This is a genomic window from Panacagrimonas sp. (assembly GCF_965216805.1).
Classification (GTDB): Bacteria; Pseudomonadota; Gammaproteobacteria; order Nevskiales; family Nevskiaceae; genus Panacagrimonas.
Window position 1 is genome coordinate 119,798 of the sequence record NZ_CBDCGN010000003.1, and the last position, 15,465, is coordinate 135,262.

Annotated in this window: 13 protein-coding genes; 2 read left to right on the top strand and 11 right to left on the bottom strand. The window is 68.0% G+C overall.

Going from position 1 to position 15,465, the window contains the following annotated elements:
• Positions 1–310: 310 nt before the first annotated feature.
• Positions 311–1,687, bottom strand: coding sequence for a GTPase/DUF3482 domain-containing protein (locus ACOOHP_RS13860; RefSeq protein ID WP_420467076.1), 1,377 nt, complete (start codon positions 1,685–1,687; stop codon positions 311–313).
• Positions 1,684–3,087, bottom strand: coding sequence for a DUF2868 domain-containing protein (locus ACOOHP_RS13865; RefSeq protein WP_420467077.1), 1,404 nt, complete (start codon positions 3,085–3,087; stop codon positions 1,684–1,686). The genes ACOOHP_RS13860 and ACOOHP_RS13865 overlap by 4 nt, the downstream gene beginning before the upstream one ends.
• A 151-nt stretch (positions 3,088–3,238) precedes the next feature.
• On the opposite strand from ACOOHP_RS13865, the gene ACOOHP_RS13870 reads away from it, so the two are divergent.
• On the top strand, positions 3,239–3,529 hold the full coding sequence (locus ACOOHP_RS13870; RefSeq protein WP_420468716.1) for a type II toxin-antitoxin system ParD family antitoxin: 291 nt from the start codon (positions 3,239–3,241) through the stop codon (positions 3,527–3,529).
• Positions 3,530–3,551: 22 nt separating this feature from the next.
• A complete protein-coding gene (locus tag ACOOHP_RS13875) occupies positions 3,552–3,884 on the top strand; it encodes a type II toxin-antitoxin system RelE/ParE family toxin (protein ID WP_420467078.1) in 333 nt (110 codons plus the stop codon).
• 61 nt (positions 3,885–3,945) lie between these two features.
• Here ACOOHP_RS13875 and ACOOHP_RS13880 read toward each other — a convergent pair whose 3' ends face one another.
• From ACOOHP_RS13880 to ACOOHP_RS13920, 9 genes are all read right to left on the bottom strand, one after another.
• Positions 3,946–4,719: an SDR family NAD(P)-dependent oxidoreductase gene (locus tag ACOOHP_RS13880; protein ID WP_420467079.1), complete on the bottom strand. Its 774-nt coding sequence runs from the start codon at positions 4,717–4,719 to the stop codon at positions 3,946–3,948.
• A complete protein-coding gene (locus ACOOHP_RS13885) occupies positions 4,716–5,435 on the bottom strand; it encodes a TetR/AcrR family transcriptional regulator (RefSeq protein ID WP_420467080.1) in 720 nt (239 codons plus the stop codon). The genes ACOOHP_RS13880 and ACOOHP_RS13885 overlap by 4 nt, the downstream gene beginning before the upstream one ends.
• Positions 5,436–5,443: 8 nt before the next feature.
• A complete protein-coding gene (locus ACOOHP_RS13890; protein WP_420467081.1) occupies positions 5,444–6,964 on the bottom strand; it encodes a sugar ABC transporter ATP-binding protein in 1,521 nt (506 codons plus the stop codon).
• Positions 6,961–8,061 carry a hypothetical protein gene (locus ACOOHP_RS13895; protein ID WP_420467082.1) on the bottom strand — a complete coding sequence of 367 codons (1,101 nt, stop codon included), beginning with the start codon at positions 8,059–8,061 and terminating at the stop codon, positions 6,961–6,963. Before ACOOHP_RS13895 ends, ACOOHP_RS13890 begins: the two co-directional genes overlap by 4 nt.
• A complete protein-coding gene (locus ACOOHP_RS13900; RefSeq protein WP_420467083.1) occupies positions 8,061–10,202 on the bottom strand; it encodes an ABC transporter permease in 2,142 nt (713 codons plus the stop codon). Before ACOOHP_RS13900 ends, ACOOHP_RS13895 begins: the two co-directional genes overlap by 1 nt.
• A gap of 145 nt (positions 10,203–10,347) precedes the next feature.
• Positions 10,348–11,538, bottom strand: coding sequence for a sugar ABC transporter substrate-binding protein (locus ACOOHP_RS13905; protein WP_420467084.1), 1,191 nt, complete (start codon positions 11,536–11,538; stop codon positions 10,348–10,350).
• A gap of 2 nt (positions 11,539–11,540) precedes the next feature.
• Positions 11,541–12,545 carry an ABC transporter permease gene (locus tag ACOOHP_RS13910; RefSeq protein WP_420467085.1) on the bottom strand — a complete coding sequence of 335 codons (1,005 nt, stop codon included), beginning with the start codon at positions 12,543–12,545 and terminating at the stop codon, positions 11,541–11,543.
• Positions 12,546–12,655: 110 nt separating this feature from the next.
• On the bottom strand, positions 12,656–14,302 hold the full coding sequence (locus ACOOHP_RS13915; RefSeq protein WP_420467086.1) for an AMP-binding protein: 1,647 nt from the start codon (positions 14,300–14,302) through the stop codon (positions 12,656–12,658).
• A 10-nt stretch (positions 14,303–14,312) separates the two neighbouring features.
• Complete coding sequence (locus tag ACOOHP_RS13920) at positions 14,313–15,419, bottom strand: SDR family oxidoreductase (RefSeq protein WP_420467087.1); 1,107 nt, start codon at positions 15,417–15,419, stop codon at positions 14,313–14,315.
• Between the last annotated feature and the right edge of the window lie 46 nt (positions 15,420–15,465).

A 15,465-nucleotide genomic window follows, 5' to 3' on the forward strand; every position in this document is an offset into this window, starting at 1 on the left:
ACTGCACTTCGCGCGCGCGACGGCAGCTTGGCAAGCCCCCAAGTACAACACGGGATTTTTTCCCGGTTCCGCAAAGACCGGATTGACCACCAGAACATTTACCAGGGTCAGGAACTACACGGTCCGTATCGGAATTGGGACACGGACCATCTCGTTCTGGAGGTAGGCGCCAATCTGGCGATGGTCCACTCGCCCTGCCCCGCGCACGGCCTCGCGCGGCAACGCGATCTTGATCTTCGCCTGACTTTGCCATCCGCATCCTGGCGGCGCACCGCAAGTGGATGTGTTGGCGCCCCGTGAGAAATGCGGATTAAGGCGAAACGGGTATCAGTAATTCCTTGAGCGCTTCGGCCACCGGCTGCACGCCTGCCGCGTCGGCCGGCAAGGAACTGTTGAGTTCCGACCATTGTGGGTAGGCACGGGCGCGCATGACCGCTTCGCGCAGCGCCGCGGAAGGCCAGCCGCTCACCGTACCCGTGGTCACCGCAGCGGTGGCGGCATGGCCGCGGCGCAGCAGCGCGCGCAGCAACTCCAGCTGGCGCGCGGCCAGCACCGCCAGCGTCTGTTCTTCCACCACCAGCGTTCGATAGCCACGCAGCCGGTCCACCCAGTGCCGGCCGAAGTGTCGGTAACCGCTGACCAGCGCGCCGGCACCGGCGCCGAGTGCCGCGCCGGTGCCCAGGCTGGCGCCGCCGAGCATGGCGTCGACCGACAAGCCACCGACGGCGCCGGCCGCGATCGCCGAGCTGGTGCGCACGCCGAGCACGCGCAGCGCTTCGGGGTCGAAAGGATCAAGCACCCAGCGTCCCTGCTGCAGCGGCAACTGCGGCGGCGCGTAGGCCTGCAGGTCGAAGCGGAACTGGGCCAGCAGCGCGTCCACGCAGGCTTGCTCGGCGTGGCGCACGCGCGCCTGCAGCGTCTGTGTCTGCTGTTGCAGGTCGTCCTGCAGCGTGCCGCGCATCTGCAGGCCAGCGACATCGATCAGCAGGCCGCCCACGCAGCGGCAGGCATCCTCGATCAGCATGGCGCGCTGCTCGGCACGATGGCGGGTGAGGCGGGTGATCTGATCGCGTCGTGAGGCCAGCAGCAGCTGCAGCTTGTCGAACAGATCCTGCTCGGCGGCGTGGTCGTAGATCACGGTGTCGTAGTCGGCCAGCACGTGCAGACCGGAACGGGCCAGTCCCTCGCGCCAGGCCTGCGCATCGGCCTGTTCATGCGCGACGAAGTTCAGCACCGGCAGCAACGGCCGGCCACAGTCGGCCAGCAGGCGCAGCTCGCGGTGATGTCGCGCCAGCATGGGCTCGCGCACGTCCACCACGTATAGCGCGGCGTCGCTGGCACGAAGCTGGCGCAGCACTTTGGCCTCTTGTTCGTAGCGGCCGTGGCCGTGATCGCCGGCAATGAAGGCGTCGATGCGCGCAACCGGATCGGGCGCCTCTTCAAGCGCCGCCATGGCGTCGATGACGCCGAGCGGATCTTCCAGCCCCGGCGTATCGAACAGCGACATCAGGGGTTCATCGTTGACCAGCAAGTCCACACCGCGCACGTCACGGGTGGTGGCCGGCCGGTCGCTGACCTCGCCGAACGCGGCGTCGCGCGTGAGCGTGCGCATCAGCGAGGTCTTGCCGGTGTTGGTGTGACCCACCACCGCCAGGCGAACGGGCGGCTGCGGGCTCGCGGCGTTCATGCGGCCAACTCCGGCGGCGACGCATTCAGTCCCAGCACGCCCTGGGCGCCGGCGTCGCTCGCCAGCGCTTGCCAGTCGGCCAGGCGTTGTGCGGCAGCGGCAGCGCCGCGCGCCTGCAAGCGATCGCGCTCACCCAGCGCCAGCCATAGCGGCACCGGCGTGGCCGCCACCAGCGCGTGAATCGCACGTTGCAGCCCGCGGTCCGGCGTGGCGCTGGCGCGCACGGCCAGCACCAGCGCGCGCGGCGACGGCTGCGGCAGCCGACCCGCCAGCTCGGAAAGCTGCGCCGGATCGTCGACACCCTCAAGCCACTGCCAGTCGTCGCTACCTACGGCGCCGGTGCCGCGCGGCCACTCCAGGCTCACCGCGACCACGCCACCGGTCGGCAGCGTGGCGACGGCGGCGCGCGGTGGTGGCGGCAAAGTCGGCCGCGCGGGTGGCGCAGGATCGATCACCGCCTGCGCGCGATGATCGGGCAGCAATCGCGCCCGCAGGCGTGCGATGCCCGGGCGATGCGCATCGGCGCCGAGGGCGTTCAGGCGACTCGTCGCCCACGCGGCGCAAGCCAGCGCCGCAACCAACCGCGGCGCGACGCCATAGACCGCCACCGCCAGCAGCAGCCAGCGCGCCCAGGCCTGGCGCTCCACATCGCTCATCGGCGGCTGCAGCGGCAGCAGGTCTGGACCCTGGGCGCCAAACAGTCCGGGCAGCCAGGACAGCGCGCTCGCCAGTCCGCGCAGGCTGTCCGCGGCCAGCAGGGTGGTCTGCCAGGTGAACTGGAACTCGCGCAGCGTCATCAGCAGCGCCAGGGTGAGCAGCGCGCCGACGCTGTAGGCCAGCCAGCCCAGATGACTGGCCAGGCCGGCCAGCGCGCGACCGCGGCCAGCGCTGCCCAGCAGCGTCAGCGCCGCGCGCACCGGATCGTCAGCGTCGCTCCGATCCACCAGCCGCAGGCGCGCCGCCAGCGCCGTCCACGGCAATGCGGCGAGCGGATTGGCGCTGCTGCCGACCGCGGCCAGCAGCAGCCACAGCGCCAGCAACAGCAGATTGGTACCCACCAGCACCAGCAGTGCCAACGGCAGGTTGAGCACTGTGCCTTCGCCCAGCAGCAGTTGCGCGGCCATCACGCCGGCCAGCAGCGTGATCAGGCACCAGGCGATCAGTGCTCTGCGCTGCCACCCCAGCAAGCGCCGCAGCCGACCCAGCAGGGCCGGGGAATCCGCCAGCGCGCCCGCCCGAACATGCGCGCGTTCAAGAAGACTGCCGCCTGCCTTGCGCGCGGCGGCCTCGGCTTGCGGATCGTCCTGCGGGTGCCCGCGGGTTTCTTCGCGACGGCAGACCAGCTCGGTCAGCAGGCGCTGCGCGAGATCCGGTTTCGACGGTGGACGACGGATGGACATATCGTCGCGAAGCCTACACGGGCGCGGCCCGCCTATGGCATCGCGCCCCGCGGACTGCGCGGTGGACAGATGCCGCGCACGCACTGCGGCGAGTGACGAAGGAGACGCGGATTGGCATCATCTGCCAACGTTCTCGGCAATGACCCTCGCCATGCCCACTCGAAACGTCGTGCTCACTGATCGTCAGGCGGACCTCGTGGACCGACTGGTGAAATCCGGCCGCTATCAGAATGCCAGCGAGGTCCTGCGCGACGGCTTGCGCATGGTCGAGGTCCAGCAGGCCGAGGATCGTGCACGCGTCCAAGCCCTCCGCGATGCCGCGCGTACCGGTATCGCGGATCTTGAAGCCGGACGGTTCCGGAGTTTTTCCGACGCCGGCAGCCTGGGCCAGCATCTGGCCGACATTGCCAAAGCAAGAACCAAAGCGTCGCGGGCCCGGTAGGTTCGTCGGTAAGTTAATCCCGGTGAACTGGACCGTTCGACTCTCGCAGGCGGCGCAGGACGACTTCGCGGCCATCATCGACTGGACGTTCGAACAGTTCGGGGAGCAGCAGGCCATCGCGTATGCCGCCACGCTGACGGCGGCAATCCAGGAGCTTCATGTCACGGGCCCGGATACGCCTGGCATCAGGGCCCGAACGGACATCCGGATGGGCCTGCTGACCCTGCACGCCTCACGGTCCGGCCGCAAGGGTCGGCACTTCCTGAAGCTCCGCACGCCACGCGACCCGGCTCGCGTTATCGAGGTCGTGCGCATCCTGCATGACGCGATGGATCTGCCCCGACACCTGCCATGAATACGACGTCGCAGGACTCGCCCGGCCTGCATTGCAGGCCGTGGCGCCTGGACTCCGCAATCTACGCGTTACGCGCCATCAAGCCGCCGTCGACCGGAATCACCGCGCCGGTGACGTAGGCGCTTGCCGGCAGGCACAGGCTCAAGGTCATTTGCGCGACCTCCTGCGGTTGTCCGTAACGGCGCAGCGCGGTACGGCGCCGCGCGAAAACCTGCTTGTCGGCGGCGGCGATGGCGTCGGTCATCCCGGTTTCGATGGGGCCGGGACAGATGCAGTTGACGGTGATGCCTTCGCGCCCAAGATCGACCGCCAGCGCGCGGGTCAGCCCGGTGACACCGGCCTTGGCGGCGGCATAGGCGCTGTTGCCGGGGGTGGCGCCGAGCGCCTCGGTGGAGGCGATGTTGACGATGCGCGGGGACGGCGAACGCCGCAGCCAGGGCAGCGCCGCGCGCACCAGACGCTGATGCGCGGTGAGATTGACCGCCAGAATCCGCTGCCAGACTTCGTCGTAGTCGGGATCGTCCAGCTTGCGGAAATCGGCGATGCCGGCGTTGTTGACCAGCACATCGAGGCCACCAAAATGCGTCGCGACCTCGGGGGTCACCGCCGCGATCTGCACGGCGTCGGACACGTCCAGTTGCCAGGCGCGCGCGGTCCCGCCAATGCCCTGCGCCACTGCCTGCGCCACATCGAAGGTGCGGTCGGTTACCGCCACCATCGCGCCTTCGGCGGCGAACAGCTCGGCCGTAGCGCGACCCATGCCGCTGCCGGCACCGGTGATCAGCACAGCCATCCCGGCCACGGAACGGGAGTTGGAGTTGGGGTCGGGATTCATGTCGTTTTCACCCTGCGCAGTCCATCGAACATCATGCGGATGAACAGGCTGGCCAGATCGGCGCTGCTCAATGCACCTTCGGGCTGGTACCAGCGCGGCATCCAGTTGAGCGCGCCCATCAGAAAGAACTCCGCGACCTTGGGGTCCACGTTGACGATGCTGCCGTCCCTGATGCCGTCGGCGATGAAGGTCTGCACCAGCGCGTCGACTTCGCGCGAGCGCTTGCGCGCCTCGGCGCGCTGCTCGGGACGCAGCACCGAGATGTCCGCCAGCAGCCAGGACGATCCGCCCTGCCCGGCCAGGGTTTCGAACTGCAAGTGCAAGTAGCGCTCCAGCCGCTGCAGACCGCTGCCGCCGCCTTCCTGCGCGCGTTGGGCCAGCAGCAGACCGTCGTCGACCGATTCGAGGATGCACTCGTAGGCCAGATCGATCTTGCTGTCGTAGTAGTGGTAGAGCGTGCCCTTGGTCAGGCCCAGTTCGGTGGCGATGATTTCCATTGAGGTGGCATGAAAGCCATGCCGGTTGAAGCAGTGAATGGCAGTGCGCAGCATCGCGTGCCGGCGGCGCTGGAATTGGTCGTCGCGGTCGAACGCGGGATGGCGCGGCGGCCGCGGGCTCGCCGCCGCCATCGTCGCCTTGGCACGGCGTGGCGCCGCCTTGGGCACCGGAGCTGGCGGCGAACCCTTGCTGGATTTTTTCTTCGGTGCGGGCGGCATGGATGGGCTCAGTGGATGGCCGCGAACAGGATGCGGTCCTCGCTGGCATCGGCGGCGGCGAACTCCTCGACGATGCGACCCAGGCGCGCCACCAGAATGCGGTCGGACACCGCCAACACCTCCGGCAGATAGGAGCTGATCACCACCACCGCGCAGCCCTCGTCGGCCAGCCGCCGGATCGCCTGGTGGATCTCCGGAATGGCACCCACATCAACGCCGCGCGTGGGTTCATCGAAGAACACCACCGCGGGCTCCTGGATCAGCGACTTTCCGACCACCACCTTCTGCTGGTTGCCGCCGGACAGCTCGATGATCTTCGCGTTGGGCGACACGCTGCGCACCTTGAGCCGTTCGGCCAGCGTACCGGCGAGTTCGCGGCGACGCCGCTGCGACAGAAATGCGCGGAAGCCGCGTCGGGTCGCCAGATGGCCCAGATAGAGGTTCTCGTCCACCGTCATGGTCTCGAAGAAGCCGTTGAGCTTGCGGTCTTCGGTGATGTAGACGATGCCGTCGTCGATCGCCTGCTTGGGCACGTCGTAGCGCACCGGCCGGCCGCGCAGCAGCACGTTGCCGCCGCCGATGAGATTGCGCTTGAGCGCGCCGGCGACGATCTTCGCGGTCTCGGTGCGGCCGGAGCCGATCAGACCGGCGATGCCGACCACCTCGCCCGCATACAGCGTGAACGACATGTTCTTGACGATGTTGCCCATCGTCAGGTTTTCCACCTCCAGCACCTTGTCGCGACGGGGCCTGGCATCGGCGCCTTCGCGGCGTCCGTAGTGCGTGGCCTGCACGTCGCGCCCGACCATGTGCCGCACCAGCGCCTCGCGCGTCAGCGTGGCGGCGGCCTGCGTGATCACATGGCGGCCGTCGCGCAGCACCGTGATGCGGTCGGCCAGTTCCAGCGCCTCCTCCAGCGCGTGGCTGATGAAGACGATGCCCAGGCCCCTGGCGCGCAGATCGTGCAGCAGGTGCACGAAGTGCAGTTTCTCCTCCGGCGTCAGGCTCGCGGTGGGCTCGTCGAAAATGATGATGCGCGCGTCGTGGTAAGCCGCGCGTGCAATCTCCACCATCTGCCGCTGCGCGGTGCCGAGCGTGGCCACCAGCGCGGTCGGATCGACGTGAAAATTCAGCGACTGCAACTGCTGCTGCGCCTTGATGTTGAGCGGACGCAGGCGCGTCAGCCATTTTTCGCGGCCCAGTTCCAGGTTCTGCGCCACCGTCATCTCGGGGACCAGGCTGGTCTCCTGATAGACCATGCAGATGCCGGCCTTGAGCGCATCGCCGGGACGCTGGAAATTGACCGGCTTCTGGTCCACCTGCATGCGCCCGCCGCTGAGGCGGATGGCACCGGCAATCGCCTTGCACAGCGTTGACTTGCCAGCGCCGTTTTCGCCGACCAGGGCGTGGATCTCGCCGGCACGCACCTCGAAACTGACGTCTTGCAGCGCGTGTACGCCGGCGTAGACCTTGCTGCCGTGATCGACACTCAGGATCACCGCACCCGCGGCGGCGGTTGGCGCACTCATCCCGGTTCCTCCACCGCGCAGTCGAGCAGCCGGCCGCTACCCTTGGACACCACAATCAAGCGACCGCCGAGGCGCAGGCTCGCGGTGGTGCCGTGATACCGGCCGTCGACGCGGCTGTGCAGGCTGTCGACGATCTCGCCGCGGTCCGACAGCCGCAGCACCAGACCGTAGGAGCGCGGCGGCGCCCAGGGCTTGACGATACCGAGCTTCTTGATGGCCCCGCCCTGCAGCGGTTCCAGGTAATGCCCGCTGGCCTGCAGGCTGGGCGCAATCCAGTAGCGCGGGTCGACCGTCGCGAGCATCTCCTGGCGGTACACCGGTTCGCGCAGCACGAACTCCAGCAGCTGCGTGCGCACCGCGAGCAGGCTCAGCCAGGCACCGCCATCCGGGTCGGGCGACAGCCGCGCCGGATAGCCCGGCAATTTGTGCAGCACCTCGGTGGCGGCACCGCCGGCGAGCGGCCAGGACTGCACGCGGTGGCGCCAGGCCTCGCTGACCCACAGCGACGCGCCGCGCGCGAGCAGGCCGTTCGGCCACGCCAGGCCGGAGGCAAGCGTGGAAGCCGAGGACAGGTCGGCCGCTGCGATCACCACGCGGCCGTGCGCACGGCATTCGAGCAGATCGCGCGCCCAGTCCTCTGCGGCGTTGACGGAGCTGCCCTCGGCGATGGCGAGGCGGCCGTCCGGCAGTGCCGCGAGCGCGGTCACACAGCGCAGCGGCTGGCCATCGGCCTGCTGCAGGCACGCACCGGGACGGCCCTGCTCGATGCGCACGACGCCCACTCCGGAGACGGCGGCGTAGACCGTGTCGTCGCCCGTCGCCGCGAGTGCGCTGACGGTGCCCGCGCAGTCGCACCACGTTGCGCGTGCGGTCAGGCCGGGACCCGAGAGCCGAAGAATCCGGTTGCCGGCACCGACCAGCAGGCTGCCGTTGCCGAGTGCGACGAGGTCGTCGCAGCCCGGCAGCGCCTCACCGATCAGCGCCGCCTCATCGAGTCTGCGGTTGGGCCTGAGCGCGCCGTCCATCATCGGCAGCGCCACCGCCTCGCTGCCGGGCCACAGCGTCTCCTTGACCTGCGAGAACAGGCGGTCGAGCATCAGTGCCGTCCTCCCCAGTAGGCGTCGTAGCCGTTCCAGTTCGGGTCTGCGTCGGGCAGGCGTACGCGACCGATGCGGTTGTTCTCCAGCCCGCCGATGTAGAGCCAGCCCTTGTGCTCGCGCATGGAGGTGACGGTGGCGTGCCTAGTGCCGCCCGGATCCCACATCGAGTCGAGCGCCCGACCGCTTTCATCGAACTTCACGATGCAGCCGTTGTTGATGCCCGGATAGATCCACTCGTCCGGCGCAATCTGCTTGATCATGCGCCGGCGCACCTGCGGATGACGCATCATCAGGTCGAAGGTCGGCGAACGGATGCCGACCATCGCCAGCCAGTAACCGCCGTCCGATGCGCGGTTGAGGTTGTCGGGGTAGCCCGGCAGGTTCTCGGCGAACACCTCGGTCTGGCCGGCTTTGGGCCCTTCGATCCAATGGCGGTAGATCGTGCACAGCCAGCTGGAGCAGAACAGCACCGAGCGGCCGTCGTGTGCCACGCAGACGCCGTTCGGGAACACCGCGTTCTTGATCGCGGTGCGCGTCTTGTCGGTCTTCGGGTCCCACGCGATCAGGCGGCCGTTGGCGCGGCCCTCGATGCCGTCGAGGAACCAGGAGTGCATCTCGTAGCGGATCGTGGCCTCGCTGAACCACACCGTGCCGTCCGGCGCGATATCGCAGTCGTCGGCCAGGCGCAGGCGCGAATCGTCGTTGAGCTTGAGCAGGGTGCGCTGGGTCTGGTCGGTGCACTTGTAAATCTTGCCGGCCGGCGTCACCCCGTACAGGCCCATGCCGCCGACGCAGACGATCAGGTTCTCGTCGCGGTCGAAGGCCATGCCCAGCGGCCGGCCGCCGATGCGTGCGAACACTTCGCGCTGTTCGAAGTTGGGCCCCGAGAAGCGCAGGATCCAGCCTTCGCGCACGCCGCAATACAGCCGGTCCTGGCGATCCAGGATGATGTCTTCCGGCCCCTGCACCTGGTTCAGCCCGATCTCTTCGGAAGCCTGCAAGCGGGTGTTCTCGGCGTAGGCGGTGCCGCTGTCGGCGGTGATCGATGGCGCGACCGGCAATTCCACCATCGTCGGGTTCACGTAGATCTTCTGGATCGCCTTGCCGCGGTTCTTGGCCCACTTCACGTCGATGCCCACCGCGATCAGCAGTACCGCGCCCAGTGCCGTCGACGACAGCGCCCCGGGGAAGCCCATGCGCACCAGGCCGTTGACCAGCACGAACACGATCACCGCGCCGATCAACGCACGCGCCACCGTGCCGCGGCCGCCGGCCAGGCTGACGCCGCCGAGCACCACCGCGGTCAGCGCGCTGATCTCCCAGCCGATACCGGTGTCGGAGCCTGCGCTATTGAGCCGCGCGGCGTAGAACAGGCCGCCCGCCGCGGCCAGGGTGCCGGACAGCAGATAGGTGAGGAACAGCACGCGCTCGACACGGATGCCGGCGTGGCGCGCCGCCTTGCGACTGGAGCCGATCGCGGTCAGGTGCCAGCCGGGACGCGAGCGGCTCAGCAGGAAATGACCGATCACGGCGACGATGCCCAGGATCGCCAGATTCGACGGCAGTCCGGCGATCCAGCCGACGCCGATCACATCCCAGGTCCACGACACCCGCGAAGACATCGCCAGCGGCACCGAAACCTGCTGGCCGAGCAGATCCACGGTGGCGCGCAGCACGATCAAGGTCACCAGCGTGGTCAGGAACGGCCGCGTGCGCAGATACCCGATCAGATAGCCGTTGACCGCCCCCACCGCCGCGCCGATGCCCAGGGTCGCCGCGATGACCCACCCCACCGGCCAGTTCCACAAGTTGAACAGCACCAGTGCCACGAGATTGGCCAGCGCGAACACCGCGCCGACCGACAGGTCGATGCCGCCCGAGATCACCGACAGCGCCATTGCGATGGCGACGAAGCCGGCCTCGGCGAATTCGCGGCCGAGCTGTTGGGCGTTACCCACGGTCGCGTAGTTGGGCGTCACCATCGCAAACAGCACGACCAGGCCCACCATCAGCGCAAACGGAATCGCGGGCTCCATCCAGCGCTTGGTCAATAGCTCCGACAGGAACAGCCGCGCAGACCAACGCCAGCGCAGCCGCCGCAACCAGCCGCCTTCGACCCGCATGCTGGCGACACTCATCGGGTGGCTTGCCTGCGAACGTCAACAGCATTCAACGCAAAGGCGCAAAGGAAAAAGAGAGAACGCGAAGAGAGAAACACAGCAGAATCTCTGCGTCCTTTCCGTTGCCCTTGCGCCTTTGCGGTAAACGTTTTTTGCAGGCGATTCATGACTGCTCCGCTTCCTTTCGTGCCGGGTCGTAGCACAGCCCCGGGTCGTAGCGGCCCTTCTCCATCCAGCGCAGACGCGAATAGTCGGCCGCGCGCACCGACGACGGCGGCAGGCCGGTCTGCAGCATGAAGCTGGCGAACTGGACGATGACCTTGGCCTGCGACGGTGAGTCGTAGCTGAGGAACCTGGTGAAGAGGCCGCTATCGACGTTATCGCAGTCGAGCTTGCCGTCGCCGCCCGAGGCATAGACCTTGACCTTGCCCTGTAAGCCGGCCGACTTCACCGCCTGCGCGGCGCCAGCCTGCATCACGCCCCAGAAGCCCACGGTGGCGCACAGGTCCGGGTGCTGCTGCAGCACGGTGGCGGTGATGTCGTGTGCCTTGCTGGCATCCCAGTTGGCGGCCTGGTTGGAGACGATGCGGATCGACGGATCCTTCGCCAGCACTTCGGCGGCGGCCTGCGCCTGCTCGATCGACACCGCCGAGGTCGCCTCGCCCTGCACGATCGCGATCTTGCCCGAGGTGCCGCTGCCACTGCCGCAGGCGCGCAGCATCTCCTCGCCCAGCAGCCGTCCGACGGTTTTCCAGTCGGCACCCACATAGGCGCTGGTCTTCTGGTTGGACACCATGTTGACCTGGATCACGATGATGCCGGCCGCCTCCGCGCGCGCCAGTTCACGCGCGTAGAGCTGCACGTTGGGGTTGTGCACCACCAGCACATCGGGCTGCTCCGCGATCAGCGAAGACACCGCCTGCAGCGCCGCGGTGGTGTTCCAGTTCGGATCGCGGACCTCGACGCGCATGCCGCGCGCCTCGGCCTCGGCGCGGATCACCTGCGTCCAGATCTCGGTCAACGGCATGCCCAGCGCCACCGGCACCCAGGCGATGACCTTGCCGTCGAGCGCGCTGTCGACGCGCGAGCGCAGCATCGCCGAGCTGTCGCCGCCGGAGAGATCCGGCACCTTGACGAGCGCAGCGGCCTCCGACACCTGCGGGTCCGGCGCGTTGCGCGTGCCGGGGTCGCAGGCGGTCAGGCCCACCGTGGCCAGGAACAGCGCGACGAGCGATAACCCGTAGCCCGGTTCCGCGCAGCGGAGCCGGGAGCGCAAGCCGTTGCGTCCCGGCTTGCCTGTGGCAAACCGGGCTACGGCGCCGCGCGCGCCATGACGATGTTGGGGGTGGCTCATTCCTAATCTCCCTGCCGTGCCGTTTCCTCGTCGCGAGGATGCAGGCGGTTGTCGAGGATGATGGCGGCCAGCAGCACACCGCCCTTGACGATGTTCTGCACGTTGTTGTTCAGGTCCATGATCGTCATGCCGTTGAGCAGGGTGCCGATCAGCGCGGTGCCGGCTAGCACGCTGAGCACGCCGCCGCGTCCGCCGACGAGGCTCACGCCGCCGAGCACGACCACCAGGATCACATCGAAGATCAGCGTGGAGTTGACGATCTGCGTGTTCATGCTCGCCGTCGACGAGGCCATGACCAGGCCGGCGATGCAGCCGATGGCGGCGCAGATCGCGTACTCGAGCATCGTCAGCGGGCGCACCGCGATGCCGGTCAGGCGCGCGGCTTCGAGGTTGTCGCCGTGCGCGTAGACGAAGCGGCCCAGGGTCATGCGCGACAGGAACACCTGCACCAGCAGCGCCACCAGCGCGAGCACCAGCACCGGTGCCGGCACGCCGAACAGCCGCCCCTGGCCGATCCATTCGATCGCCGGCTGATTCGCCGGCAGGTACAGGATCATGCCGTCGAGCAGGAATGTGCGGCCCAGGCCGAACACCAGAAAGCCGGTGGCGAGCGTGGTGAACAGTGCAGGTACTTCGACGAAGGCGATGATCCAGCCGTTGATCAACCCGATCAGGATCGCCACCGCCAGCGCGGCGGCCACCGCCGCCGGCCAGGCCCAACCGTGCTGCATCAACTGCAAGGCGAACGCCGAACTCACCGCCATGGTCGCCACCAGCGACAGGTCCAGACCGCGGCCGATCACCACCACGCTCATGGCAATGCCGAGGATGCCCAGGATCGCCACCCCGCGGGTCAGGGTCAGCAGGTTGCCGAGCGTGGCGAAGCCATCCAGCGTGAAGGCGAAGCCGACGGCGAGCAGCGCCGTCACGATCAGGACGATCTGCTCCTGTGTCGGCTTCCAGCGCGCGGCGCCGGAAGTGGGAGCGGAAAGTGTGGCTGGTGTCATGGCTCAGTGCCGTAGCCCGGGTGCAACCCGGGTTGCTAGCCGGGGCAAGCGCCGTGACCCGCGTGCACCCCGGGTTGCACCCGGGCTACGACGGAGAAAGGTGTGCGTCCTCATGCCCCGCCCCGGTCGGCGGCTTTCTTCTTCTCCGCGTCGCGCAGCTCGCGCCGCAGCACCTTGCCGGTGGTGGTCATCGGCAGTGCGTCCATGAACGCGATCTCGCGCGGCACCTCGTGCTTGGCCAGGCGCTCGCGCACGAAGCTGCGGATCTCCTCGGCCAGCGCATCGCCGCCTTCGAAATCCTTGCGCAGCACCACGAAGGCCTTGATCGACTCGGTGCGCACCGGATCCGGCACGCCCACGACCGCCGCCAGCATCACCGCCGGATGGCGCGTCAACGCGTCTTCGATCTCGGTCGGTCCGATGCGGTAGCCGCTGCTGCTGATGATGTCGTCGGCGCGACCGTGGAACCAGAAATAACCGTCGTCGTCGGCCATGCCCAGATCGCCGGTGATCAGCCAGTCACCGATGTACTTTTCTGCGGTGGCCTTCGGGTTGTTCCAGTACTCCAGCATCATCACCGGGTCGGGACGCCGGACGGCGATGTGGCCGATCTCGCCGGCTTTCAGCTCGCGGCCCTGGTCGTCGACGATGGCGCAGACATGGCCCGGCGCAGGGCGTCCCAGCGAACCCGGCCTGACCGGCATCACGCTGGCGCAGTTGCCGAGCACCAGGTTGCACTCGGTCTGGCCAAAGCCCTCGTTGATGGTGGTCTTGAGGGTGGCGCCGGCCCACTCGTGCAACTCCTTGCCCACCGCCTCGCCGCCCGACAGCACCACGCGCAGATCCACGCCCATGGCCAGCGGATCCTTGACCTGACGCATCATGCGCAGCGCCGTCGGCGTCAGCAGCGCGGTGCGCACCTGGTGCCGCGCCATCAGCGCACAGGCGGCTTCGGGGTCGAAACGCATCGCGCGCGAGGTCACCACCGGCACGCCGTGGTACCAGGCCGGCATCAGCACGTCCATCAATCCGGCCAGCCAGGCCCAGTCCGCCGGCGACCACATCACGTCGCGCGGCTGCGGGAAGAACTCGAACATGAATTCCAGGCCCGGCAGATGGCCGAGCATCGAGCGATGCGGCTGCAGCGCGCCCTTGGGGTTGCCGGTGGTCCCCGAGGTGAAGTTGAAGAAGGCCGGATCGTCGGCACCGGTATCGACGGTGGTGAAGGCATCGCGCGCCGGCTCCAGCGCCGTATCCAGATGCTCGGCCTGCGCGTCCGCGCCGTCGACCAGGAACACCTTCTCGACACTTGGCGCCTTGTCCCTGGCCTCGATCACCTTGGGCAGGTTGGCGCTGTCGGTGATCACCACGCGCACGCCGGCGTGATCGAGCCGGTAGGCCACCGCATCGGGGCCGAACAGCACCGAGCAGGGCAGCGACACCAGCCCGGCCTTCCAGCAGGCGATGTGGCCGATGGCGACCCAGGGGTCCTGCACCATCAGCAGCATCACCCGGTCGCCGCGCTGCAGCCCGAGCGACACGAGCAGATTCGCGAGACGATTGGCCTGGCGCTGCACGTGGCGGAAGCTCATCGTCCAGGTCTTGCCGGCACTGTCCTCGCCGATCAGCGCAACCTTCGATGCATCCGTGGCATGACGGTCGCAAACATCGGTGGCGATGTTGTAGCGCGCCGGGATGTTCCAGCGAAACGCGCCGTAGATCTCCTCGTAGCTCGACAGCCGCTCGATGTGGGTCATGGCGGTGTCCTCAGCGTGCGCGCGGCGGCAGCACCTGGGCCGCCTGCATGTCCTTGAGCTGGCGCACGATCATGTCTTCGCTGTCCTCGCAGTCGTGGAAGCCGTGTTGGCGCAGCTTGATGGTGCTGAGCAGCGACAGGCGGTTGCGATCGCCGTAGTCGAGGAAGAAGTCGACGACCTGCCACGACGCCACCAGTTCGCGCATCGCGTATCGCTTGAGACCGTAGCGCTGCACGATGTCGTCCCACAGCCCGGCCTTGTCGGCCATCACCACCGACAGGTAATCGGTATGCGGAGGTGCATGGTCCATGTCGAACACCTCGCGCGCGATGCGCGGGAAAACATGGACCCAGCAGAAGCAGTCGCCATTGCCGACGTTGTAGATCTCGTTGGCCGCGCGCGGGCTGGTCGCGGCCCATTCGAGCACTCTGGCCAGCAGATCCACGTCGACCGCCTCGAGCGGCCCGTCGGAACGACCGGTGAAACGCAGCGGCAGACCGAGTTCGCGGCACACGGCGGCGTACACGCCGACGCCGGGCAGGCAGGAGATCGGCGCGCCGGTGGCGAAGCCCGAGATCATTTGCGGACGCACGATGGTCCAGCTCCAGGATTTACCTTTCTGGCGCGCCTTCACCAGTTCTTCCTGCGGCGTGTAGAAGCCCACCGAAATCAGGCGCGGGTCGCGCTCCTTGGCCGGCAGCTTCATCGCGCCGGTGTGCGCCCCGTAGGCCTTGGCGCCCTGGAACACGGTCATGTGTTCGAGGTTCTTCGCCGTCTTCAGCATCACGTCGAGGAAGTTCTTCAGCATCTGCACGTTGATACCGACGAAGTCCTCGGCGCCGCCGACCCAGCCGGCCTTGAGGTCGCTGGTCTCATAGACTGCGGCGTAGACGATGTGGGTGACATCGCCGAGGCCCGAGAGCTTGGCCTCGCAATCCTTCGGATCACGCAGGTCGACGGCGATGTAAGTCGCTTTACCGTCGAGGTCGCGATAGGCCTGGTCGGGCGTACGCCTCGACAGGCCCACCACTTCCCAACCTTTCGATTCGAAGTGCCGCACCGCCGCCCTGCCGGTCAGGCCCAGCGCACCGGCGATCAGAACCTTCTGCATTGCCATGTCGCGTTCTCCTCAGTTGCTGATGACGGCGTCTGCGCGCCGCTGG

What these genes read in the sequence shown, in the direction of transcription:
- ACOOHP_RS13860 (WP_420467076.1), bottom strand. Translation starts at nt 1,687, where the DNA reads ATGAACGCCGCGAGCCCGCAGCCGCCCGTTCGCCTGGCGGTGGTGGGT.
- ACOOHP_RS13865 (WP_420467077.1), bottom strand. Translation starts at nt 3,087, where the DNA reads ATGTCCATCCGTCGTCCACCGTCGAAACCGGATCTCGCGCAGCGCCTG.
- ACOOHP_RS13870 (WP_420468716.1), top strand. Translation starts at nt 3,239, where the DNA reads ATGCCCACTCGAAACGTCGTGCTCACTGATCGTCAGGCGGACCTCGTG.
- ACOOHP_RS13880 (WP_420467079.1), bottom strand. Translation starts at nt 4,719, where the DNA reads ATGAATCCCGACCCCAACTCCAACTCCCGTTCCGTGGCCGGGATGGCT.
- ACOOHP_RS13885 (WP_420467080.1), bottom strand. Translation starts at nt 5,435, where the DNA reads ATGCCGCCCGCACCGAAGAAAAAATCCAGCAAGGGTTCGCCGCCAGCT.
- ACOOHP_RS13890 (WP_420467081.1), bottom strand. Translation starts at nt 6,964, where the DNA reads ATGAGTGCGCCAACCGCCGCCGCGGGTGCGGTGATCCTGAGTGTCGAT.
- ACOOHP_RS13895 (WP_420467082.1), bottom strand. Translation starts at nt 8,061, where the DNA reads ATGCTCGACCGCCTGTTCTCGCAGGTCAAGGAGACGCTGTGGCCCGGC.
- ACOOHP_RS13900 (WP_420467083.1), bottom strand. Translation starts at nt 10,202, where the DNA reads ATGAGTGTCGCCAGCATGCGGGTCGAAGGCGGCTGGTTGCGGCGGCTG.
- ACOOHP_RS13905 (WP_420467084.1), bottom strand. Translation starts at nt 11,538, where the DNA reads ATGAGCCACCCCCAACATCGTCATGGCGCGCGCGGCGCCGTAGCCCGG.
- ACOOHP_RS13910 (WP_420467085.1), bottom strand. Translation starts at nt 12,545, where the DNA reads ATGACACCAGCCACACTTTCCGCTCCCACTTCCGGCGCCGCGCGCTGG.
- ACOOHP_RS13915 (WP_420467086.1), bottom strand. Translation starts at nt 14,302, where the DNA reads ATGACCCACATCGAGCGGCTGTCGAGCTACGAGGAGATCTACGGCGCG.
- ACOOHP_RS13920 (WP_420467087.1), bottom strand. Translation starts at nt 15,419, where the DNA reads ATGGCAATGCAGAAGGTTCTGATCGCCGGTGCGCTGGGCCTGACCGGC.